17 protein-coding genes are annotated in these 21043 nt (G+C 64.0%); 5 read left to right on the top strand and 12 right to left on the bottom strand.

Annotation, left to right across the window (positions count from 1 at the left end; genetic code table 11):
• Positions 1-4: 4 nt before the first annotated feature.
• Positions 5-643: a TetR/AcrR family transcriptional regulator gene (locus tag H621_RS0103925; protein ID WP_028942105.1), complete on the bottom strand. Its 639-nt coding sequence runs from the start codon at positions 641-643 to the stop codon at positions 5-7.
• A gap of 11 nt (positions 644-654) precedes the next feature.
• Complete coding sequence (locus tag H621_RS0103920) at positions 655-1440, bottom strand: enoyl-CoA hydratase/isomerase family protein (RefSeq protein ID WP_051270431.1); 786 nt, start codon at positions 1438-1440, stop codon at positions 655-657.
• 140 nt (positions 1441-1580) lie between these two features.
• On the opposite strand from H621_RS0103920, the gene H621_RS0103915 reads away from it, so the two are divergent.
• Together H621_RS0103915 and H621_RS26915 are read left to right on the top strand one after the other, a co-directional pair.
• Positions 1581-2723: an acyl-CoA dehydrogenase family protein gene (locus tag H621_RS0103915; RefSeq protein ID WP_028942103.1), complete on the top strand. Its 1143-nt coding sequence runs from the start codon at positions 1581-1583 to the stop codon at positions 2721-2723.
• On the top strand, positions 2720-3841 hold the full coding sequence (locus H621_RS26915; protein ID WP_051270429.1) for an acyl-CoA dehydrogenase family protein: 1122 nt from the start codon (positions 2720-2722) through the stop codon (positions 3839-3841). Before H621_RS0103915 ends, H621_RS26915 begins: the two co-directional genes overlap by 4 nt.
• 49 nt (positions 3842-3890) lie before the next feature.
• On the opposite strand, the gene H621_RS26910 is transcribed toward H621_RS26915, so the two are convergent.
• The 9 genes from H621_RS26910 to H621_RS0103865 all read right to left on the bottom strand — a co-directional run bounded on the left by H621_RS26910 (position 3891) and on the right by H621_RS0103865 (position 17234).
• Positions 3891-4817 (bottom strand): DMT family transporter, encoded by a 927-nt coding sequence (locus H621_RS26910; RefSeq protein WP_051270426.1) that lies wholly within the window; start codon positions 4815-4817, stop codon positions 3891-3893.
• Between the two features lie 79 nt (positions 4818-4896).
• Positions 4897-5628: a helix-turn-helix domain-containing protein gene (locus H621_RS0103900; RefSeq protein WP_028942102.1), complete on the bottom strand. Its 732-nt coding sequence runs from the start codon at positions 5626-5628 to the stop codon at positions 4897-4899.
• Positions 5629-6134: 506 nt separating this feature from the next.
• Positions 6135-7784, bottom strand: a complete 1650-nt coding sequence (locus H621_RS0103895) for a fatty acid--CoA ligase (RefSeq protein WP_028942101.1) — start codon at positions 7782-7784, stop codon at positions 6135-6137.
• A gap of 11 nt (positions 7785-7795) precedes the next feature.
• Positions 7796-9574, bottom strand: coding sequence for an acyl-CoA dehydrogenase C-terminal domain-containing protein (locus H621_RS0103890; RefSeq protein ID WP_028942100.1), 1779 nt, complete (start codon positions 9572-9574; stop codon positions 7796-7798).
• Positions 9567-12062 (bottom strand): efflux RND transporter permease subunit, encoded by a 2496-nt coding sequence (locus H621_RS0103885; RefSeq protein ID WP_028942099.1) that lies wholly within the window; start codon positions 12060-12062, stop codon positions 9567-9569. The genes H621_RS0103890 and H621_RS0103885 overlap by 8 nt, the downstream gene beginning before the upstream one ends.
• Positions 12063-12077: 15 nt before the next feature.
• Positions 12078-13160 carry a WD40/YVTN/BNR-like repeat-containing protein gene (locus tag H621_RS0103880; RefSeq protein ID WP_028942098.1) on the bottom strand — a complete coding sequence of 361 codons (1083 nt, stop codon included), beginning with the start codon at positions 13158-13160 and terminating at the stop codon, positions 12078-12080.
• 69 nt (positions 13161-13229) lie between these two features.
• Entirely contained in the window at positions 13230-14588 is a 1359-nt protein-coding gene (locus tag H621_RS0103875; protein ID WP_028942097.1) for a DUF1329 domain-containing protein, read from the bottom strand.
• A 37-nt stretch (positions 14589-14625) separates the two neighbouring features.
• Positions 14626-16581: a DUF1302 domain-containing protein gene (locus H621_RS0103870; RefSeq protein WP_028942096.1), complete on the bottom strand. Its 1956-nt coding sequence runs from the start codon at positions 16579-16581 to the stop codon at positions 14626-14628.
• Between the two features lie 86 nt (positions 16582-16667).
• Positions 16668-17234, bottom strand: coding sequence for an RBBP9/YdeN family alpha/beta hydrolase (locus tag H621_RS0103865; RefSeq protein WP_028942095.1), 567 nt, complete (start codon positions 17232-17234; stop codon positions 16668-16670).
• A gap of 276 nt (positions 17235-17510) precedes the next feature.
• On the opposite strand from H621_RS0103865, the gene H621_RS0103860 reads away from it, so the two are divergent.
• Complete coding sequence (locus H621_RS0103860) at positions 17511-18521, top strand: AraC family transcriptional regulator (protein ID WP_028942094.1); 1011 nt, start codon at positions 17511-17513, stop codon at positions 18519-18521.
• Positions 18522-18533: 12 nt separating this feature from the next.
• Here H621_RS0103860 and H621_RS0103855 read toward each other — a convergent pair whose 3' ends face one another.
• Positions 18534-19448 carry a site-specific integrase gene (locus tag H621_RS0103855; RefSeq protein ID WP_028942093.1) on the bottom strand — a complete coding sequence of 305 codons (915 nt, stop codon included), beginning with the start codon at positions 19446-19448 and terminating at the stop codon, positions 18534-18536.
• Positions 19449-19625: 177 nt separating this feature from the next.
• Here H621_RS0103855 and H621_RS0103845 point away from each other — a divergent pair, with 177 nt between their 5' ends.
• Positions 19626-19874 (top strand): hypothetical protein, encoded by a 249-nt coding sequence (locus H621_RS0103845; protein WP_028942092.1) that lies wholly within the window; start codon positions 19626-19628, stop codon positions 19872-19874.
• Positions 19861-21027, top strand: a complete 1167-nt coding sequence (locus tag H621_RS0103840; protein WP_028942091.1) for an NnrS family protein — start codon at positions 19861-19863, stop codon at positions 21025-21027. Before H621_RS0103845 ends, H621_RS0103840 begins: the two co-directional genes overlap by 14 nt.
• Positions 21028-21043 lie beyond the last annotated feature (16 nt).

The raw sequence follows: 21043 nt of genomic DNA, 5'->3' as shown, positions 1-21043 counted from the left end.
CGGCTCAGGCCGCCAGCGCTGCGTCGATCAAATCGAGCAACTGGCGGTGCAACGCCGCCATGTCGATGCCGCCGGGATCAAGCAGGTACTGCAGCATCGAACCGCGCAAGGTGCCCAGGATCAGCACGGCGCTGGCCAGTGGCTGTACATCGGCGCGGATCTCGCCATTGGCGATGCCCACGCCGATGCAATCGGCCAGGTGCTGCTGCACCGTGCGATTGTACTGCGCCAGGATCTGCGCGGTTTCCGAGTCCTGGGTGACCGCCTCGGCCATCAACGACAACAACGCGCGACTGTTGACCCAGTCGCTGTCGTTGCGTCCCAGGTAAACACTGATAAAGCCCTTGAGCGCATCCAGGCCAGGGCGCCATTTGGGCGCCTCGACCTGTACCAGGCGCATGAAGTTGCTGTTGACGTACGCCGCCAGGGCGCGAAGCAACCCGGCCTTGCTGCCAAAGTGGTGGGTGGCCAGGCCCCGGCTGTAGCCCGCTTCCTCGCCCACCTCGGACAAGGTCATGCCGACCCAGCCCTTGCGTGCAACGATCTGCCGCGCCGCCAGCAACAAGCGCTGTTCAGCCTCGCCTCGACGCTCGGCCTGGGTGCGGCGCGAACCGTTCTGGCCTGTTTTGTCTGCCGGTTCCATCGGGTTGTTCCTTACTCACCTGTAAAAACGGGTTGGCGCCGCTCGGCCATGGCACGGGTGCCCTCGGCAAAGTCGGCGCTGACGATCTGCCACTCCTGCTCGCTGGCTTCGCGGTCTATGATCGTGTCCACCGCATCGGCCAGGCCCATGCGCAGGGTCTCGCGGCTGGACATCACGGCGCGGGGTGCGCTGGCGGCAATTTCCTCGGCCAGTGTACGGGCAGCCTGGCGTTCCTGACCCGGTTCGGCCAGCACATCGGCAAGGCCGATACGTACGGCTTCGCGGCCGTCGATGCGCCGGCCGGTGGCAAGCAGCAAGGCAGCCATCTGCGGGCCGACCAGGCGCGGCATGGTAACCGAAATGCCGAAGCCTTGATGAATCCCCAAGCGGTTGAAGTTGGCCGAAAAGCGCGCTTTTTCGCTGGTGACACGAAAGTCGGCGACCAGCGCCAGGCCCAGGCCGCCGCCTATGGCAGCGCCCTCCACCACACAGATCAACGGCTTGCGGGTGCGGAACAGGCGCACCGCCGACTTGTAGACCCGCCGCGGGTACTGCGGGTCACGTTGGTCGGCCCCGGAAAAGTCGGCCCCGGCACAGAACACCTTGCCTTCGGCCACCAGCACTGTCACCCGGCAGGCGGGCAACTGATCGAGGTAGTCCAGGGTATCGGCCAGGTCCTTGATCAGCTCGGCATCGAAAAAATTCAGCGGCGGACGGCTGAAACTCAAGGTGGCGACATGCCCTTGAAGTTCCAGGGTCAGGCCGCGGCCTGGGGTAAACGTGCTGGGGATCGGCATACAAGCTCCAAAAGGTCACAGGTTGTGGGTGGGCGGCTATTGCTTCACGGGCCGGGTTGCTGATAGCGTATTTACTTGTTGGGCGTTCAGCAAGTTTAAAAACAAGAGCCCTGCCCCTTCAATCACATGAGCACATTGTTATGCAGGCACTCGATATTCGACCCTGTCACCTGGACGCCAAGGCCGAAGCCTTGCGCGTCGAGGTCCGCAGCTTTCTCGCCCAGGCCCTCAAAGACCTTCCCGCTGCCGAGCGAGCCAAGAACTGGAACGGTGCCGACAGCGCCTTCAGTCGCCAGCTTGGCGAACGCGGCTGGCTTGGCATGACCTGGCCCAAGCGCTACGGCGGCCATGAGCGCAGTGCGCTGGAACGCTACGTGGTGCTGGAAGAGCTGCTGGCCGCCGGCGCCCCGGTCAACGCGCACTGGATTGCCGAACGTCAGTCGGGCCCGCTGCTGATGAAGTTTTCCCCTGAAGTGCTTGCCCCGCGACTGCTGCCGGCCATCGCCCGCGGCGAGCTGCTGTTCTGCATCGGCATGAGCGAACCGGATGTCGGTTCCGACCTTGCCTCGGTGCGTACCCGTGCGGTGAAGACCGAGGGCGGATGGGTGGTCAACGGCAGCAAGGTCTGGACCACTGGCGCCCAGCGCTGCGACTACATGGTCACCCTGCTGCGCACCGGGCCCAAGGAGCCTGGCGATCGTCACGGCGGCCTGTCGCAGTTGCTGATCGACCTGAAAGCCCCCGGCGTCACCGTGCGACCGATCCACAACATGCTCGGCGAGCATGATTTCAACGAGGTGTTCCTGGAGGATGTGTTCGTTGCCGACGACTTTCTCATCGGCCAGCCCGGCGATGGCTGGAAGCAGGTCGGTGCCGAGCTTGCGCTGGAACGCAGCGGCCCGGAACGCTACCTGAGCTGCACCCAGCTGTACCTGGAAATGCTCGACGCCGCCGACGCCAGCAACCCGCATCACGCGGTGAGCCTGGGCCGCGTGGCGGCGCGCTATGCAGCCTTGCGGCAAATGTCGCTGGGGGTCGCCGGAATGCTTGCCCGAGGCGAGAACCCTGCCACCCCGGCGGCGCTGGTCAAGGACCAGGGCGCGCTGCTCGAACAGGCCATGCCCGACCTTGCCCACACGCTGTTCGGCGATACGCGCACGCCCGGCTCCCGACTCGACCAGGTAATGCGCTACCTGACCCAGACCGCCCCGTCGTTTTCCCTGCGAGGCGGCACCCGCGAAATTCTTCGTGGAATCATTGCCAGAGGATTAGGACTGCGATGAACCAGGCACTCCATCACAACGACGGGCACGACAGTGCGACTTCGTCACTGCAACGACTGATCGCCGACAGCGTCGAGCGCCTGTTCAACGATCAAGTGACACCCCAAGTCCTGACGCAATTCGATAGTGGTCTGCCGGCCGATGCGCTATGGCAGCAACTGGTCGAGCACGGCTTGCCCCAAGCCCTGGTGGCACCGGTATCCGACGACAACACCGCCAGCTGGCTTGATGTCAGCCCGGTGCTGCGTGGCGTGGGCTACTGGCAGGCGCCGGTACCGCTGAGCGAAACGCTGCTGGCCGGCATGCTGTTGTCCCGGGCAGGTATCGAGGTCCCCGAGGGTGCGCTGACGGTGCTGCAGGCTGGCGCTGCCACCGCACTTGAACTGACAGCATCCGGGGTACTCAATGGCCGCTGCGCCAACGTACCCTGGGCGCGCAGTTGCCGCTGGGCGGCGGTGGCCGACGACAACGGCCGTGTGGCCCTGGTCGATCTGCGCCAGGCCCAGGTCAGCGTCGAAGCAGGCACCAACTTCGCCGGCGAGGAGCGCGATGTACTGCAGTTCACGGCCGCTCCCGTGGACGCGCTGGGTACCTTGCAACTGGCCGATATCCGCGAGCCGGTGCGGGTATTCGGTGCCCTGGTGCGGGCGTGCATGCTGGTGGGTGCGCTGGAGTCGTGCCTCGACCAGGCGGTGGCGTATGCCAACGAGCGGGTCCAGTTCGGCAAGGCTATCGGCGCCTTCCAGGCCATCCAGCAGCAACTGGCGCATATGGCCGGCGCCATCAGCGCGGCCCGTACCGCCACCGAGGTGGCCCTGTACAGCGCGAACCAGGTGATGCAGGCCGCGCCTGGCAGCGCCAGCAGCCTGGCCTTCGATGTTGCCGTGGCCAAAGTCTGCGCTGGTGAAGCCGCCAGCCTAGCAACCTCGGTGGCGCACCAGGTCCACGGCGCCATCGGCTTTACCCAGGAGCACCGCCTGCACTTCGCCACCCGCCGCGTGTGGTCGTGGCGCGATGAGTTCGGCAGCGATGCGCACTGGGCCCAGGTGCTGGGCCAGGCAGCGATTGCAGCGGGCAGCGAAGGGTTCTGGGCCGGGCTGACGGCGCGCTCTCTGTAAACGTGGCCCCGGGAAGGAGCGGGCTTGCTCTGCGATAGCGATCCAACCGTCACATCGCATCGCGGGGCAAGTCGAGACGTCGCACCGCCGCGCCTACAGCCAGTACCGCGCCACCGACGATCAGGAGCGCCGCAACCAGGATCGACCATGTAAACGTACCCGGATCGAGCGCTACCAGGATCAGGGTGGACAGCAGCGGCGCCAGGTAGGACAACGCGCCGATGCGCTGGGATTCACCGGCCTTGGTGGCATAGTCCCAGGCAAAGAAGGCAATACCGACCGGGCCCAGCCCCAACAACAGCAAGGCGACGCCGTTACCGGCATCGGGGATGACCGTCTGCTCGAACAACAGGTGGCAGACCAACCCGGCCATCGCCACCCCTCCGCAAATCCCGCCCATCACATTGGGCGAGGCACCGTTGTAGCGTTTGTTCCACACCGAGTAGCTCGACCACACCAACGCGCCGGCAAAGGCCGACAGGTAGCCGGCGATCGCCGCGTCAGAGAAGCCGCCCCAACCGGGTAGCAACAACACGGCGGTGCCCAGCAGCCCCAGGCTTGCACCCAGCAGGCAAGCGGGCTTGAGCCTGCCGCCGTTGCACAGGCTGCCCAGCACCACGATCAACAGCGGCCAGAGATAGGCAATCAGGCTGGCCTGTGCCGCAGGCGCCTTCTTCAAGGCGAAAAAGTAGAAGGCATGGTAGAAAAAGATCCCGCAAAAACCCGAGACCCAGACGCCCCACGGCTGGCGCCACGCAGCAAACCCACCGGCCACACCAAGTGCTGAAGTGATGCAACTGAGCACAAAGGGCACGAGGAACGATAGAAACATCACCTCGAACGGCGGGATGGCGGCAGTGCGCGTGGTCAGCAAGGCCAACGAGGACCACATGACAATCGCCAGCAGCCCCGCGAGGTTGGCGAGTTGCAGAGATCGTTTGGGTGAAGTGTCCGGGGAAAACGAGGTACGGGTCATGGCAACCTGATCGCAGGGTTTGCCCGACTATAGGCTCGGGTACTGCAGGCAGGATTGTAGAAACCCGCATTTTTATTGTTCAAAACCGTGAGCGATAACGCAGGCGGCCCGGCGTCAGGCCGTATTTTTTCTTCATGGCATGGGTCAACGCACTCTGGTCGCAAAAGCCGCAGCGGCTGGCGATGTCGCTGATGGTCAAGGGGGTGCCGACCAGCAACTGATTGGCCTGGCGCAAACGCAGATCGAGCAGATAGGCATGAGGCGTGGTGCGGTACACCTGTTGAAAAAGATCGTTCATCTTGCGTTCGCTGACCCCCACCGCCTGGGCCATGTGCTTGCAACTGATGGGCTCGGCGATGTGACGCTGCATGAAATCGACGATTTTGCCGCACAGCACCTGATGGAGGCTCGGCTCGGGGGCCGGGTTGGCCAAGGTGCAGAACATGAGGTTCAACCAGGCCTGCGAGTCGGGAGCCGTCGCACTCTGGAAATAGCGCACCAGGTGCAAGCAAGGGTTCGACACCTGGAAGAACTGCGCATCGAGCAGCGGGTCGAGGGCGATGCGTTGCTGGGCGACATACGCCAGCGGCACATCGGCGACGATGAACTGCGCGCCGGGCCTGGCGTGGAAATCATGGCGACTGTTGGCAGGAATGAGCACACCCGTGCTGCAACTGAGGTAGCCACCACGGCCATCAACTTCGATCTCCATCACGCCAGTGGTGGGTACCACCAACTGATGAAAATCGTGGGTGTGGAGTTCGGCGCCGGCCTCGTAGGTTTTCAGGCTGACTTCGCTAATAGCGTCCATTGTGCCTCCTGCAGGAACGGGCTTGCCCCGCGATACGCTGTGACTGATGGTACGCCATCGCGCGGCAATCCTTACACCTCACTCAGAAGCACACAGCGGGGCGCTTGCAACGAACGAAAGGTTTGCTGTGGCCCGTCCCGACATCAGTGCCAGATACCGGCTCATTCAACACCCCCATTCTGCGCATAGGCCACAGCCTTGTCCGCCTGATTCGAAGCCGCGCAGCATCAGCAGCGGCCCGAAGGTGGCATCCAGCGGCCCCATCAGGCCTGCACCTGCTGGCCGTGGACTGGAATGAGGCGGCGGTACGACGTCTCGACTTGCCCCGCGATAGCGAACAGGCGTTACATCGCCATCACGAGGCAAGCCCCTACCCGGCGACTGCTGCGCAGCCGATCGCAGCCTCGTTCCTCGGCAGCGGCTACAGATTGCAAATCAGTCCGGTGTAGCCGCTGGCGACAGCCTGCGATCGACCGCACAGCGGTCGTGGTTCATGACAGTTGCTCCTACCCCAGATTACCGAGGCCCTCGCGAATCAGCTTCTTGTTGATCTTGCCAACGCTGGTCTTGGGTATCTCGCTGACAAAGCGTACCTGGCGCGGTATCGCCCATTTGTTCAGCCGGCCGCTGTCGACAAACTGCTGCAGGTGCCGCGCCAAACCGGGTTGGTCCAGCCGCGCGCCGGCGACACACACCACCAGCGCCAAGGGCTGTTCACCCCATTGCGTGTCGGCAATACCCACAACGGCCACGGCATCGACATCGCTGTGCTGGCTGATCAGGCTCTCGAGTTCCACCGAGCTGATCCACTCGCCGCCGGTCTTGATCACGTCCTTGATCCGGTCGCGGATCTGTACCACGCCGCGCTCATTGATGCAGGCCATGTCGCCAGTATGCATCCAGCCACCGGCCCACAGTTCGGCCCCCTGCTCCGGTGCGTTCAGGTAGCCCTGGGTGAGCCAGGGCGCACGTACCACGATCTCGCCCAGGCTTTCTCCGTCATGGGCGACGCTTTTGCCCTGGCCATCGACAATGCGCAGGTCGACCAGGGGCACAGGCACGCCGGCGTTGATGCGCAGTGGCAGTTGCTGGTCCATGGGCAGCGCAAGATCTTCCGCACTCAGGCAGGTGAGGCTCAGCAACGGGCAGCTCTCGGACATGCCATAGCCGCAGTACACCCGGATGCCCCGGGCGCTGGCGCGCGCAGCCAGGCCCTGGGTCAGGGCGCTGCCGCCAAGGAGCATTTTCCAGCCGACCAGGTCGGTGCGCCGACCCTCTTCGCAATCGAGCATCATCTGCAACAGGGTCGGTACGCAGTGGGAGAACGTCACCTGTTCCTCACGGAACAGGCGCACCAACTGGTTGGGCTCGTAGCGGCCGGGGTACACCTGCTTGATGCCCAATGCCGTGGCGACATAGGGCACGCCCCAGGCATGCACATGGAACATCGGGGTGATCGGCATGTACACATCGCCCGAGCGCAGCAAGGGCTCCGCCCCGCAGGCGGCGAAGGTACCCAGCTCGTTGAGGGTGTGCAACACCAGCTGCCGATGAGTGAAATACACCCCTTTGGGATTGCCCGTGGTGCCGGTGGTATAGAACAGGGTCGCCAGCGAGTTCTCGTCGAAGTCGGGGAACTCATACTCGTCACAAGCCCCGGCAAGCAACGCTTCGTACTCGCCTGCCACGGGCAGGTCGGTGATACAGGTACCCTGGTCACTCAAGCGGATATAACGCTCGACCGTGGTCAACTCGCCGCCGATCTGCTCCATCAGCGGCAGGAAATCGTCATGCACCAGCACCAGGCGATCTTCGGCATGGTTCATGGTGTAGCGGACCTGTTCCGCCGACAGCCGCACATTGACGGTGTGCAGCACCGCGCCCAGCATCGGTACGGCAAAGAAACATTCCAGCGCACGATGGCTGTCCCAGTCGAGCAAGGCCACGGTATCGCCGGGCTTGACCCCGGCCTGGGTCAGTACATTGGCCAGGCGCTGGATGCGCTCATTCAGGGTGGTGTAGGTGTAGCGCAGCGTGTCGGCATAGACGATTTCCTGGCCGGGCTGGTAGCGCACGCCCGACAGCAGCAGGCGCTTGATCAGCAAGGGGTAGTTATAGGCCCCGGGGGCCGGCGGTATGACGCGGGTGTTGATCATGTGCGTGTCCTTCACAGTTGCTCGGCGTCGAGCAGGTACAGGCTGTGGCTGCCGGCCTTGACGCTGGCGCTCAGGGAGTGGATGCGCGGCAACAGGCGGGCAAAGTAGAAGCGCGCAGTGCCCAGCTTGCTCTGGTAGAACGCCCCCTGTTCCTGCCGGGCCAGGGCCACGTCGGCCATCTGCGCCCAGAACCAGGCGTACAGCGTGTAGCCCATCACATGCAGGTACTCCACCGCCGCCGCGCCGACTTCCCGCGGGTCGCCGTGGGCGCGGTCGAGCACCCAGGCCGTCAGTTCGTCCAGATTGGCCATGGCGGCCAGCAGCGGTGCGCCGAACTCTGCACGCGACGCTGGCAGGCCTTTTGCGTAGGCCTTGATCTGCTCGGACAACAGCCCGTAGGTGCGACCACCGTCGGCCACCAGCTTGCGCCCCATCAGGTCCAGGGCCTGGATACCATTGGTGCCTTCGTAGATCTGGGTGATACGACAGTCGCGGATCAACTGCTCCTGGCCCCATTCGCGTATGTAGCCGTGGCCTCCGAACACCTGCTGGCCATGCACCGTGGTTTCCAGGCCCAGGTCGGTGAGGAAGGCCTTGGCCACTGGCGTCAGCAACGCGACCTGGGCCTCGGCCTGGCTGCGCGCCGCGGCGTCTTCGCTGTACTTGGCCAGGTCCAGTTGTTGCGCCACGTAGGTGGAAAACGCCCGCCCGCCTTCGTTCAGCGCCTTCATGGTCAGCAGCATGCGGCGCACGTCCGGATGTACGACAATCGGGTCGGCCGCCTGCTCGGCGGCTTGCGGCCCGCTGGGCGCACGGCTTTGCAGGCGCTCGCGGGCATACTCGATGGCGTTCTGGTACGAGCGTTCGCCCAGGGCCAGGCCCTGGATACCCACGCCCAGGCGCTCGTAGTTCATCATGGTGAACATGGCAGCCAGGCCCTTGTTCGGCTCGCCCACCAGGTAGCCGGTGGCGCCGTCGAAGTTCATCACGCAGGTGGCCGAGGCCTTGATGCCCATCTTGTGCTCGATGGAGCCGCAGCTCACCGCGTTGGCCTGGTTCAGCGCCCCGTCGTCGCCAACCATCACCTTGGGTACCAGGAACAGCGAGATGCCCTTGGCTCCGGCGGGCGCATCGGGCAGCTTGGCCAGCACCAGGTGAATGATGTTCTCACTCAGGTCCTGTTCGCCGCCGGTGATGAAGATCTTCGTACCGCTGACCCGATAGCTGCCATCGGCCTGGGGCTCGGCGCGGGTACGGATGAGCCCCAGGTCGGTGCCGGCATGGGGCTCGGTCAGGCACATGGAGCCGCTCCAGCGCCCTTCGTACATGGGCGGCAGATAGCGGGCCTTGAGCGCTTCGCTGGCATGGTTGAGCAGCGACAGGCAGGCACCCGCCGTGAGCATCGGGTACAGGGCAAACGACAGGTTGGCGGCATTGAGCATCTCTTCGACCTGCGCGCCAATCACCTTGGGCATGCCCATGCCACCGAACTCCGGCGAGCCGGCCACACCCACCCAGCCATCGGCGGCGTAGGTACGGTAGGCCTGGACAAAGCCGTCGGGGGTGACGACCCGCCCCGCGTCGAAGCGACAGCCCTGTTCATCACCACTGCGGTTGAGCGGCGCCACCACCTGGGCGATGACCTTGCCGGCCTGCTCCAGTACCGCCCGGGCGGTGTCGGCATCGATCTGCTCGGCCAGGGCCGGCATCCGTGCCCACTGAGACGGGATGTCGAAGACTTCGTTGAACAGAAATTCCATGTCGCGCAAAGGTGGGAGGTAATCAGACATGTTGCGAACACTCGACTGCTTGGGTGGTTAGGGGCTGCCCCTTGGCAGGTGCGGGGCTTGCGGTGGTCGCCCGGGCCTTGTTGTCGGGCAACAGGAAGTACGACAGCGCCGGGATCAGGATCAGCGCGCCAAGCATGTTCCACAGGAACATGAAGGTCAGCAGGATGCCCATGTCGGCCTGGAACTTGATCGGCGACCAGGCCCAGCCCACTACGCCGGCGGCCAGGGTGATGCCCACCAGGCCCACTACCCGGCCGGTGAAGGCCACAGCGTTCTCATAGGCCTGTGACAGCGACATGCCCTTGCGCTGGTAATGCAGCTGCACGCTGAGCAGGTACAGCGCGTAGTCGACGCCGATGCCCACGCCCAGGGCGATCACCGGCAAGGTAGCGACTTTCACCCCGATGCCCATCATCACCATCAGTGCTTCGCACAGTACCGAGGTGAGCATCAGTGGCAGTACCGCCACCAGGGTGGCGCGCCAGCTGCGGAAGGTGATCAGGCAGAACACCGTGACGGCCAGGTACACCAGCAACAACATAGTGCGGTTGGCGTCATGCACCACGATATTGGTGGCGGCCTCGATACCGGCGCTGCCGGCGGCCAGGAGGAACTGACGGTCGTCGCTGCTATTGGCCTGGGCGAAGCGTTCGGCAATCGCCACCACTTCATTGAGGGTGTCGGCCTTGTGATCCTTGAGGTAGGCGATCACCGGCATCAGCGAGCAATCGTTGTTGAACAGCTCCGGGGCGTTGACCGAGGCCTGTTGCGCCGCGTAGTTGAGCACGTCCTGGTTGCGCTGGATGCTGTTGAGCTTGGGGTTGCCCTCGTAAGTGCCGGCGGTGATCTGGCGCACCGCGTTGGTCAGCGACAGCGTGGTCTGCACCCCCGGATACTGTTGCAGCTCCCAAGCCAGGCGGTCGGCCAGCACCAGGGTCTGGTAGCGCAGGCAGCCTTCGGGGGCGGTTTTGATCATCACCGCGAAGGTGTCGCTGGACAGCGCGTAGTGCCCGGTGATGTAGGCGTTGTCGCGGTTGTAGCGCGAGTCGGCATGCAGCTCCGGGGCGCCACTGTCAAGGTCGCCGATCTTCAGTTGCAGGCTGACCCAGAAGCCCCCTGCCCCCATCAGCGCGGCAATGACCACGGCGGCGGTGGCCCACCTGCGTGTGGTAAAGCGGTCGAGCAGGTCCCAGAGCTTGCCGAAACCGCGGTGCTCGGCCGCCCGCGAGTCGATTCGCAGCGCCCGCTCGGCAGCCTTGCGGCCAACGCCAATGTACGAAAGCGCCACCGGCATCAGCAGCAGCGAGGTGAAGATCAGCACGGCTACGCCGATGCTGGCGGTGATGGCCAGGTCCTGGATCACCGGGATGTCGATCAGCATCAGCACGGCAAAGCCCACGGCGTCGGCCAGCAGCGCGGTGACACCGGCCACGAACAGGCGGCGGAAGGTGTAGCGCGCGGCAATCTGGCGGTGGGTGCCGCGGCCGATGTCCTGCATGATGCCGTTCATCTTCTGCGCGGCATGGGACACACCGATGGCGAAAATCAGGAACGGCACCAGGATCGAATACGGATCAATCGCGTAGCCCAGCCAGGCGACGATCCCCAGTTGCCACACCACCGCCGTCAGCGAGCACACCACCACCAGCAAGGTGCTACGCACGCAACGGGTATAGAGGAAGATGATCACCAGGGTGGTCACCACTGCCAGGGCGAAGAACAGCATGACCTGGATCAGCCCGTCGATCAGATCGCCCATCAGCTTGGCGAAGCCGATCACATGGATCTTGTAGTGGCCCTGGCCGCCGTTTTCAGTACCGATGGCTTCGTACTGGTTGCGCAGCTGTTCGAGCTTGAGGGAAAAGTCGTGGTAGTCGATGCCGCGGCCGGTGGCCGAGTCGCGGTCGAACAGCGGCACAATGAGCATGCTCGACTTGAAGTCACGGGCCACCAGGCTGCCGACAATATTGGCGCGCTCGATGTTCTGGCGCAGTTGCTGGATATCCTCGGCCGAGCCCTGGTAACTGTCGGGCATTACCGGCCCGCCCTGGAAGCCCTCTTCGGTGACTTCGGTCCAGCGCACCGCCGGGCTCCACAGTGACTTCATCCAGGCGCGGTCCACGCCCTGGGCAAGGAACAGCTCATCGTTGATCTGGCGCAGGGTCTGCAAGTAGGCCGGGTCGAAGATGTCGCCCTGGGTGTTCTCCACCACAATACGCAGCGAATTGCCCAGGCCGCGCAGCGACTCACGGTTGTTCAGGTAGTTTTGAATATAGGGATGACTCTGGGGAATCATTTTCTCGAAGCTTGGGCGCAACTCCAGGCGCGTCAGGGCCATGAAGCCCAGCACCAGGGTAACCAGCAGCATGCACACCACGAACGGCAGCCGGTGGTTGAACACCAGGCGTTCGAGCAGGTTGCCGGAGCGTGCATCGAAGTCGCCGAGGTTACGGATCACCGGCAGGGTGTCTTGTTGGATGTTGGCCATCAGGTTGTTCTCTTGTTATGGCTGCAGCGGTTGTTCGTGGGCCAGGGTGCGCACACCGCGGTCGCCTACCAGCACCAGGTCGGACGCGGCATCGAAGGTCGCCCCGCTGACCGGGGTGCGGGCCGTTTGCGTCACCGGTTGGAAACTTACGCCGCTATCACGGCTGACCAGCACGTCCCCGGCCTGGCTCGACAGCCAGAGTTGCCCGGCACGGTCCAGGCTGGCGGCGGTGATGCTGGTGGATAGCCCGGTGGGGACGGCTTGCCAGTGCTGGCCGCCATCGGTGCTGCGGTACACATGCCCGCGCAAGCCGTAGGCCAGCAGCACGCCCGGTTTGCCGAGCGCACCAAAGAAGGTGCCCGCGTATGGCGTGGTCAGTCGTTCAAAGTGCTGGCCATCCGCGGTGAGCTTGAGCAGCAGGCCCTGCTCGCCGGTGATGTACAGCGCGCTGTCGACCTCGGCCAGGCTGGTCAGGTGCAAGGCCTGCGGGTTGTCGGTGCGTTCAAGCCACGGTGTCCAGTGCCGGCCGCCATCGCTGGTGTGCAACAGCAGGTTGAACACCCCGACCGCAAAGCCGTTGTCGGCATCGCGGAACCACACATCCAGCAGCGGCTTGTCGGCACCTTCGGCCACCAGCCGCTCCCCCTCACCCACCCACGTTGCCCAGCGCTCATCCCCCGGCGCGGCGTGAGCCTGGGCCCGGTACCAGGCCACGACCTGCTCGCCCAGTACGCGTCCGTCCAGCTGCTTTTCCCAGCTCAGGCCACCGTCGCGGCTGTGCAGGATCACCCCGTCATTGCCCACTGCCCAGCCCAGCTCCGGGGTCGGGAACGTAACGGCGTTGAGGTCGGCGCTGACCGGCACTCGCGCTTGTTGCCAGCGGCTGCCCAAGTCATCGGAATACACAATGTGCCCGCGCGGCCCTACCGCCACCAGGCGTGGCCCCGCACGGGTCACATCGCGCAAGGCGCTGTTGCTGGCCAGGGCGCTGGGCATGGCCGGCAGGTCCAGCACGTCTACATAAGTGGCCGCCTGGGCCGTGCCGTGCAGGGCCAGCAACGCCACCATCAGCGTCGTCCATCGCTTCAAACAGTACATACCCGATCCTCCGGATCGCTCAACCAGGGGCCCGGCGCCAGGTATCGACGCCAGGCCGTTCGTGGACGCTTATCGGATACCGGCGCCGGCCAACGACTCGGGCGACCATTGGGTACGCGACAGCGGCTCGATGTAGCGGATGCCGCCATAGGCACCGACCACGCCGTTGAGGTTGTAGGTGCCGCCGATCAAGTCGTAGATCATGAAGGGCGTGGCATCCGGGGTCTGCTTGTCGTAGCTCTGGCTGAGGAAGGCGAACGAGCCGCGGTACAGTTGGTCACGGGCGTCGTACTGGTCCGAGGCCAGAGCGATCCAGCTGTCTTCGTCGAGGTAGAAGCGGCGCTTGTGGTAGATGTGGCGGGCGCCGTCCTTGAGTTTGCCTTCCACCACCCACACCCGGTGTTTTTCCCAGCGCACAAATTGCGGCGCCAGGTGGTTGGGGGTGGTCAGCTGCTTGACGTCGGTGTGGTAGGTGAGCTGGTAGGTGTTGTACGGCACGTACATTTCCTGCTTGCCCACCAGGGTCCAGTCGTAGCGGTCCAGAGCGCCGTTGAAGACGAACACGTCATCGTAGGTGCCAGAGCCCGAAGTACCGGGGTTGGGCGTGTCGTAGGCGAGGTTCGGTGCCAGCTTGACCCGGCGCTGCCCCGGCAGGTACTGCCAGGCGCTGCGTGGTTGTACCAGCGGGTTGGCGGCATCGCGCAGCATCATCGCTTCGCCGGCGCGACGAGCGGGCCCGGTGTAGCTCAGCTTCATCTGGTAGTAGGTGTCCTTGGCGCCGATCAGCTTGTTCATGTCCTCGTAGATCGGATAGCTGATGTTGGCCTGGCCGGTGGTGGACAGGGTTGGCCGGCCACTGGCGTCTACGTTCCATGAGTCGTACTTGGCGGTCATGCTCACGCCCTGGTAGCGCAACAGGAAGTTCCACATGGCTTCGGCGCCGGTCTGCGGAATCGGGAACGGAATACCCGGCAGCACGTTGTCGACGGCCGTACCGCCCTCCTGGCTGCGCGCACCCACGGCGTTCTTGCGGGTGTTGTCCAGTACCGCTTGCGGCAAGGCGACGGTGCGATGGGTCGGGTAGACGTCTACGCGAAAACTGGGGTAGCGCTTGAGCAGTTCCAGGGTGGTGGCGGTCAGCTGGCCCTTGTACTGCTCGGCATTCTTGCCGTCGATGACCAGCAGCGGTTTTTCACCGGCAAACGGGTCGGGGCGCATGCTTTCGCCGCTCTTGTAGCTGGCCGGCGGGGTCACCAGGCCGCCCTGGTAGGCGGGAATCGAGCCGTCGGCATTGGCGGCCTTTTCGGCGCCGATCGCGGTCAGGCTGGTGCCCAGGCGCGCGGCCTGTTCGGTGGAAACGGCCGCCTGGGCGGTATTGAGGGCAGCCAGCGACAGGCACGTGGCCAACAGTGTGTGCACGTAGTTCATGATTGTTGTTTTCCTGTTTGGTCTGTGGGAGACGGACTCAGAAGGTGGTCTTGAGGGTCAGGTAGAGCGCGCCACGGTCCTCGGTGGTGGCTGCGCCGCCAGAGAAAGACGCGTACCCGCCGCCGTAGCAGGTGTAATCCTGCTCGCCGTCCAGGGCATTGGGGGTCGTGCCATCGGTCTGGCCGTTGTTGCACGACTGGGACTTGCCAAAGCCGTCGACGTACTTGAGGTCGACAAAATACTGGTTGTACACCGCAGCACTGACGCCCACGGCGTAGTTGCCGGTGTCCTCGGCGCCGCCGCCCTGCACGGGAGACACCCCGTCCAGGCCCATGTTGATCGACAGCGGCATGCTCAGGTCGACGCCGGGCACCACCTGGTACCAGGTCGGGGTGAAGTTGACGGCGATGCCCCAGTTGTCACGGGTGGGTTTGTCGATGCCGCGGTAGCTGCTCTTGCCCTTGTACAAGGCCTCGTTGTGGCCATCGAGCTTGAGCAGGTTGCTGTAGAACAGTTCGCCCAGCAGGGTGGCGCTGTCGAACAGTGGTGTATCGCCAATGGTCATCAGGCCATTGAGGGTCCAGTGCAGGGTCTGGCCGGTGGCGCTCATGCCATCGCCATCCTCGGGCACGTCGTAGATCACGCCACTGCTCGGCAGGCGTGGTGGCAACAGACCGAAACCGCCGCCCAGGCCGCCGGTTCCCGGTGCACTGACAATCGCCGGAATGCTCGCCAGCGGCATGTTGTGACGGATGTTCAGGTCGCTGCCGACGCTGATGCCGGCCACGTCCTTGGACAGGCTCAGGCCATACACGTCGATGTTGTCGGCGTAGGCAAACTGATAGGTAGGGGTTTGCAGCGAGTTGTAGAGGTTGCCGACCGCGCCCTGGAAACCTGCCGGCGGGTTGCCGAACGGGCCACGGGAAACCGTCATGCCACGTGCATCGAGCCAGGCCTGGGGCAGGATCTCGGAGGTCTTGCGGTAGTAGAAGCCCAGGGTGCCGCCCAGCCACTCGGGCGACCACTTGGCCATCACCCCCCAGTCACCGCGCTTGTCCGGGGTCAGGTCATGGCCGCGGCGGATGCTGGTCAATGCCCCTTGTACCGGGATCAGCCCAGGGGTACCGGTATGACCGAGCAGGAAGCTCTGGGCGCCCTCGCCCACCAGGTCTGAACCGCCATAGAAGGTGCCGGCTTCGGGCAGGCGAGCGGCATCCCAGTCGAGGAAGTACTGGGCACCAATGGTCAGTTCCGGGTTGACCAGGAACGAGGTCGACAGCTGATTGCGGGGTACGAACAACTCTTTGGCTTCGGTACCGGGCGATGCCGCCAGCTTGGCGAGGTCAAGACCCGACTGTCCGTAGCTGAGCGAATGCACCGGGTTGAGCAGCGTCTCGCCCCAGAACAGGTTGTGCTGGCCCAGCTTGCCGCTGAGCTGCGAGTTATCACCGATGTCGGTGCGCATGAACACGAAGGCATCGAGCACTTCGCCCGACGGGCCGCTGTAGTAGCGCTGGGCGTAGTTGCTCAGGTGCGGGCTGCCCAGTGGCGTACCCGTGCCTGGCAGGCCATTGAGGCTCGGGTTGATGCCGGAGGTGTCACCGTTGCCATTGACGAACGGATTGGAGTTGGAGCCGGTGTTGTCATAGGCCTTGTCGTACCAACTGGCGGCACTGACGCGAAAGCCCATGTTGCCCTGGTAGATCACATCCAGTTCGGTGAGCAGGTCGACCCGATTGGTCACGGTGGTGCCGGCCTTGCGAAAGTTGTAGTCGCCATCGTTGTTGTTCGGGGTGGCGAGCATGCGTTTGTCGGCGCTTTCGGTGCGTACGCCGTAGTTGTACTTGACGGTGTTGTCCAGACGCACGGCCCAGTCTTCACTGCCGGTATCGACTTCGAACGCCTGGGCACCGGGCAGTGTGAGCAGGCTGATGGCGCAGGCCAGCAGGCAGCGCTGTGGGTTCACAGCACGGTGAGTGCGATGTTTTGGCATTGCGATGACTCCACTTATTGTTATTGTTTTTAACTCCACCCGTCGTGTGCGGGTGTTGGTCGAGCATCCGTGCGGTGAGGCAGGCGTTAGCGGTCGAGCATGTGAATCAGGGCCTCGGCCTTGGGCCAGGGGCCAAATCCGGCGGCGGGATTGAGGTGGCCGACCGCACCCAGCTCCAGCAGTTGGCTGCCCCAGCCACGGGCCATGGCACTGGCGGCTTCGAGGCTGGCCAGGTGGTCATTACTGCTGGCAGCGACGATGCTCGGGAACGGCAGTGGCGTGATCGGCAGCGGGCTCCAGCCATTGGCGCGCAGGCTATCGGGGCTTGGGTAGTTGTCCGGCCATGCCGCTTCAAGGTCAGGAGGTGCGGCCAGCAACGCCCCTTTGATCGGGCGCTGATAACGCGCGGCCCAATGGGCAACCATCAGCACCCCGGCGCTGTGCGCCACCAGCAGCACATCGCCGTCGATCTGCTCGATCTCGCGCTGGATCGCCTCGACCCGTGCCGTGCAGTCGAGCCCGTTGACCTGTAGCGGTGGCACCGAGCGGACCTTGGCCAGGCGCGCCTGGAGCAAGGTCTGCCAATGCTCGGCCACATGATCACGCAGGCCGGGAACGATCAGAACAGTAGCGGCGGTATGCAGTTTTTCCACGTCGGTACCTTTGCTCGGAACAGTCCGCTCGCGAGTGTTGTCGAGCGCTTGTGGCGTCACAGTAATCACCCCACCTGCAAGGCGCTTTACATTGAGCGTCAGTGACTTTTCATTTGATGACAAAGGCAAAGGCAGGCGACCGAAGCGCCAGTACACAAGGCATTTGCGTCGCACCAACGGGCATAAAACGGCTTCTCATTTGACGACACACAGGCTATAAGAAGCGACCCGCCGCAGAAGCGGGTCGCCTGATGAGAATGCGTGGAAAACAATAAAATGACCGCCCTCGTACGTGCTGCAAGCTTGACCAATTACCTCGAAGTGTCCCGTCACCTGGGGCTCAACCCCCATGCTTTGCTGGCCCAGGTGGGCCTGAGCGCTGCCCTGCTCGACGACCCCAACCAACGCCTGCCGGTGGCCAGCGTGATCACCCTGCTGGAAGAGTCTGCCCAGGTCAGTGGCTGTGAAACCTTCGGCCTGCGCATGGCCGAGCTGCGCCAGTTGTCGGATTTCGGTGAAATCAGCTTGCTGCTCAGCCACCAGCGCACCCTGCGCGATGCGCTTCAAGTCATCGTGCAATACCGCCATTTACTCAACGACGCCCTGGCCATTCATATAGAAGAAGCCGGCAAGACCGTGATCATTCGTGAAGAAGTGGTGAGCGACCTGCCTCACCGGGGGCGCCAGTCCATCGAGCTGGCCATTGGTGTGATGCTGCGCCTCTGTGCTGCCCTGCTCGGGGCCCACTGGCATCCGATCAGCGCAAACTTCACCCATGCCGCCCCCGCCGACCTGTCGATTCACCGGCGTATCTTTGGCTGCAAGCTGGTGTTTGGCAGTGAGTTCAACGGCATCGTCTGCCCGGCGGCCGACCTCGACACCGCCAACCCGCTGGCCAATGAGGCCATGGCCCGGCTGGCGCAGCGCTACCTGGATACCCTGCAGGCAGGCGGCAAGCTGTCGCTGGAACTGGAGATGCGCAAGACCATCTATCTGTTGCTGCCGATGGGTCGCGCCACCATTGAACAGGTGGCGCAGACCCAGGGCATGAACGTGCGCACCCTGCAACGGCGCCTGGAGGAAAGTGGCGTGACTTTCAGCGATCTGGTCAACGGCGTGCGTCGCGACCTGGTAATCCGTTACCTGGAAAACCCCAACTATTCGCTGGGGCGCATCGCCGACATGCTCGGCTACTCGATGCCCAGCTCGTTCACTCGCTGGTTCATCGCCCAGTTCGGTATGCCGCCAGCCAGCTGGCGGGCCCAGCACGGCGTGCAGATGCGCTGAACCCGCAGGCCGCTAGTAGTCGTAGCGGTCCACGGCGCGACGCCGTTCGTTGTCATCACGCATGTCATAGTTGGCGGTGGTCTGGATGTTGGTGTGGTGTGCCAGCTTCTGGGCAATCGACAGGTCGTGCTCCTCGATCACCCGAGTGATGAACGAACGGCGAAAATCATGGGGCATGATCTTGACCCCCACCTGGGTGCCGCGCTGGCGGGCAATGTAGTAGATCGCATGCTTGGTAATGCGCTCGCGGGTAATGTGGCTGCCGCGACGAATTCGATTGAACAGGAAGTCGTCGTCTGCCTGGCCCTCTGGCAGGTGTTCGCGACGAAAAGCCAACCAGGCATTCAGCTTGTCGAAGGCCCAGGTGGGCGCGTACTTGATCAGTTGCTTGTTGCCCTTGCCCAGCACCTGCAGGCTGCGCTCGTTGAAATCGACCTGGGCCAGGCTCAGGTTGACCGACTCGGATTTGCGCATGCCGGTGCCATAGAGCAAGGCGATCACTGCGGCATCACGCAATCCCTGCGGCCGGGGGTCGGCGGCGCATGCATCCATCAGCTCGCGGATCAGGCTGCGCTTGAGGTTGCGTCCGGTTGGCAGTCGTGTGCCCTGGGTCGGCTTGACCGTGCGAATTCGCAACAGCTGTTCCTGGTCGATCAGGCCCAGGCGCCAGGCTTCGTTCATCACGCCGCGCACGGCGTTGACGTACAGCGACGAGGTGTTGGGTGCATAGCCGTCGGCCCGCAAGGCAGCGACCAAGGCCGTGACATGACCCGGTTCGAGCTGGTGCCAGGGCACCTCGGCGATGTCGCAATCCTCGAAGCCCAGCCGGTCGGCGGCATCCTGGAGGATGTACTTCATGGTCAGCTGGCTGGAAGGCGCCAAACGCGCGAGGTATTGCAGCAAGGGATTGTGCAGTGAATCGGACAAACCGGAAATCCTGTAGAGCTGAGTCAGAATGACTGCATCAGGTCATTCTGACTCGAATCAACCAGGGTCAATATGACCCACATCATGAGCAGGCCCTTGATAGACAAGAGGTTTATACCTGGCACGTTTCGTGATAGTACCTCATCAGTCCTACCAGAATCGATTGAGGGCAAAATCATGGCCACCCTGTTCAGTCATTCCCGTCACCTGTTGCTGGTATCTAGCTACCTGCTATCGGGCGGGCTTGCCCTGTTGACCGTTGGTCTGTTGCTTGCCTACGGCTGGCAGGCACACCTGACCATCGCCACCCAGGTACTGGGCCATAGCCTGGTGATCCTCGGGCCGACCCTGCTCAAGGTGGGTTACATATTACGCCTGGTCGCGCACCATCAACTGCACAAGGAGTGCCCTCATGCGTTGGCTTGAACAACTGCCACTCTGGCGACTGGGCTTTCGCCCGTTCTTTCTGGCGGGCAGCGCTTTCGCCTTGCTGGCGATCTTGCTCTGGGCGCTGTGGCTGGCGGGGGCGATCAACCCTGAACCCACCGGCGGCATGCTGGCCTGGCATCGGCACGAGATGCTGTTCGGCTTTGGCGCGGCGATCATTGCCGGCTTCCTGCTGACGGCGGTGCAGAACTGGAGCGGCCTGCCGGGGCTCAAGGGCCGCCCGCTGCTGGCCCTGGTGCTGCTTTGGCTGCTGGGTCGCCTGGCCTGGTTCAGCCCCCTGCCCCTGCCCGCCCTGGTGCTGTTGCAAGCAGTGTTTCTACCACTGGTTGCGCTTGCACTCGCCAGGCCGATAATCCGCCGCAAGCTGCGCAACAACTACCCGATTGTCGTCATGGTGTTACTGATTGCCGGCTGCCAGTGGATGGCCCTGGGCGGGCTGCTGCAGGCTGATGAGGCACTGCAACGGCGCGGCGCGCTGGCCGGGCTGTGGTTGATCGGGGCGTTGATGACCGTGCTTGGCGGGCGGGTCATTCCGTTTTTCACCCAGCGCGGGCTTGGTCTTGCTGCACAGCCGGCGGGGAAAGCCTGGCTTGAGCGCCTGACACTGGCCAGCAGCCTTGGCGTGGCGGTACTGACGGCAGCAGGCCTGAGTGATGCGCCGTCGCTGCCGATGGCTGGTGCATTCCTGTTGCTGTGTCTCTTGCATGGGCTGCGGCTGTGGCGCTGGTACACACCGGGGGTGCGCAAGGTGCCCTTGCTGTGGTCACTGCACCTGGCCTACCTGTGGTTACTGTTGGCAAGCCTGGGGATGGCGGCATGGCACCTGGAGCTGGGCCTGAACCAGAGCCTGGCCAGCCATGCCCTGAGTGTCGGCGCCATGAGCGCGATGATCGTGGCGATGATGGCACGGGTGAGCCTGGGCCATACCGGCAGGCCGCTGCAGGTGCCCGCGGCGATTGTTGGCGCTTTTGTCCTGGTGCAACTGGCGGCAGTACTGCGGATCGGCGTGGTGCCCTTCAGCCATTGGGGGCTGGGCCTGTCGGCACTGTGCTGGGTGCTGGCATTTGCACTGTTCGTGCGCCATTACGCGCCGATCCTCTGGGCGGCTCGGGTCGATGGCCAACCGGGTTGAGCCCGGGCGCAGTCAG

Origin of the sequence: Pseudomonas vranovensis DSM 16006 (assembly GCF_000425805.1) — a bacterium.
Lineage (GTDB): Bacteria > Pseudomonadota > Gammaproteobacteria > Pseudomonadales > Pseudomonadaceae > Aquipseudomonas > Aquipseudomonas vranovensis.
This window is presented reverse-complemented; position numbering and strand designations above follow the sequence as displayed.

Bases quoted from the DNA above. Each gene is read 5' to 3' on its own strand.
- H621_RS0103925 (WP_028942105.1), bottom strand. From the start codon at position 643: ATGGAACCGGCAGACAAAACAGGCCAGAACGGTTCGCGCCGCACCCAG.
- H621_RS0103920 (WP_051270431.1), bottom strand. From the start codon at position 1,440: ATGCCGATCCCCAGCACGTTTACCCCAGGCCGCGGCCTGACCCTGGAA.
- H621_RS0103915 (WP_028942103.1), top strand. From the start codon at position 1,581: ATGCAGGCACTCGATATTCGACCCTGTCACCTGGACGCCAAGGCCGAA.
- H621_RS26915 (WP_051270429.1), top strand. From the start codon at position 2,720: ATGAACCAGGCACTCCATCACAACGACGGGCACGACAGTGCGACTTCG.
- H621_RS26910 (WP_051270426.1), bottom strand. From the start codon at position 4,817: ATGACCCGTACCTCGTTTTCCCCGGACACTTCACCCAAACGATCTCTG.
- H621_RS0103900 (WP_028942102.1), bottom strand. From the start codon at position 5,628: ATGGACGCTATTAGCGAAGTCAGCCTGAAAACCTACGAGGCCGGCGCC.
- H621_RS0103895 (WP_028942101.1), bottom strand. From the start codon at position 7,784: ATGATCAACACCCGCGTCATACCGCCGGCCCCCGGGGCCTATAACTAC.
- H621_RS0103890 (WP_028942100.1), bottom strand. From the start codon at position 9,574: ATGTCTGATTACCTCCCACCTTTGCGCGACATGGAATTTCTGTTCAAC.
- H621_RS0103885 (WP_028942099.1), bottom strand. From the start codon at position 12,062: ATGGCCAACATCCAACAAGACACCCTGCCGGTGATCCGTAACCTCGGC.
- H621_RS0103880 (WP_028942098.1), bottom strand. From the start codon at position 13,160: ATGTACTGTTTGAAGCGATGGACGACGCTGATGGTGGCGTTGCTGGCC.
- H621_RS0103875 (WP_028942097.1), bottom strand. From the start codon at position 14,588: ATGAACTACGTGCACACACTGTTGGCCACGTGCCTGTCGCTGGCTGCC.
- H621_RS0103870 (WP_028942096.1), bottom strand. From the start codon at position 16,581: ATGCCAAAACATCGCACTCACCGTGCTGTGAACCCACAGCGCTGCCTG.
- H621_RS0103860 (WP_028942094.1), top strand. From the start codon at position 17,511: ATGACCGCCCTCGTACGTGCTGCAAGCTTGACCAATTACCTCGAAGTG.
- H621_RS0103845 (WP_028942092.1), top strand. From the start codon at position 19,626: ATGGCCACCCTGTTCAGTCATTCCCGTCACCTGTTGCTGGTATCTAGC.
- H621_RS0103840 (WP_028942091.1), top strand. From the start codon at position 19,861: ATGCGTTGGCTTGAACAACTGCCACTCTGGCGACTGGGCTTTCGCCCG.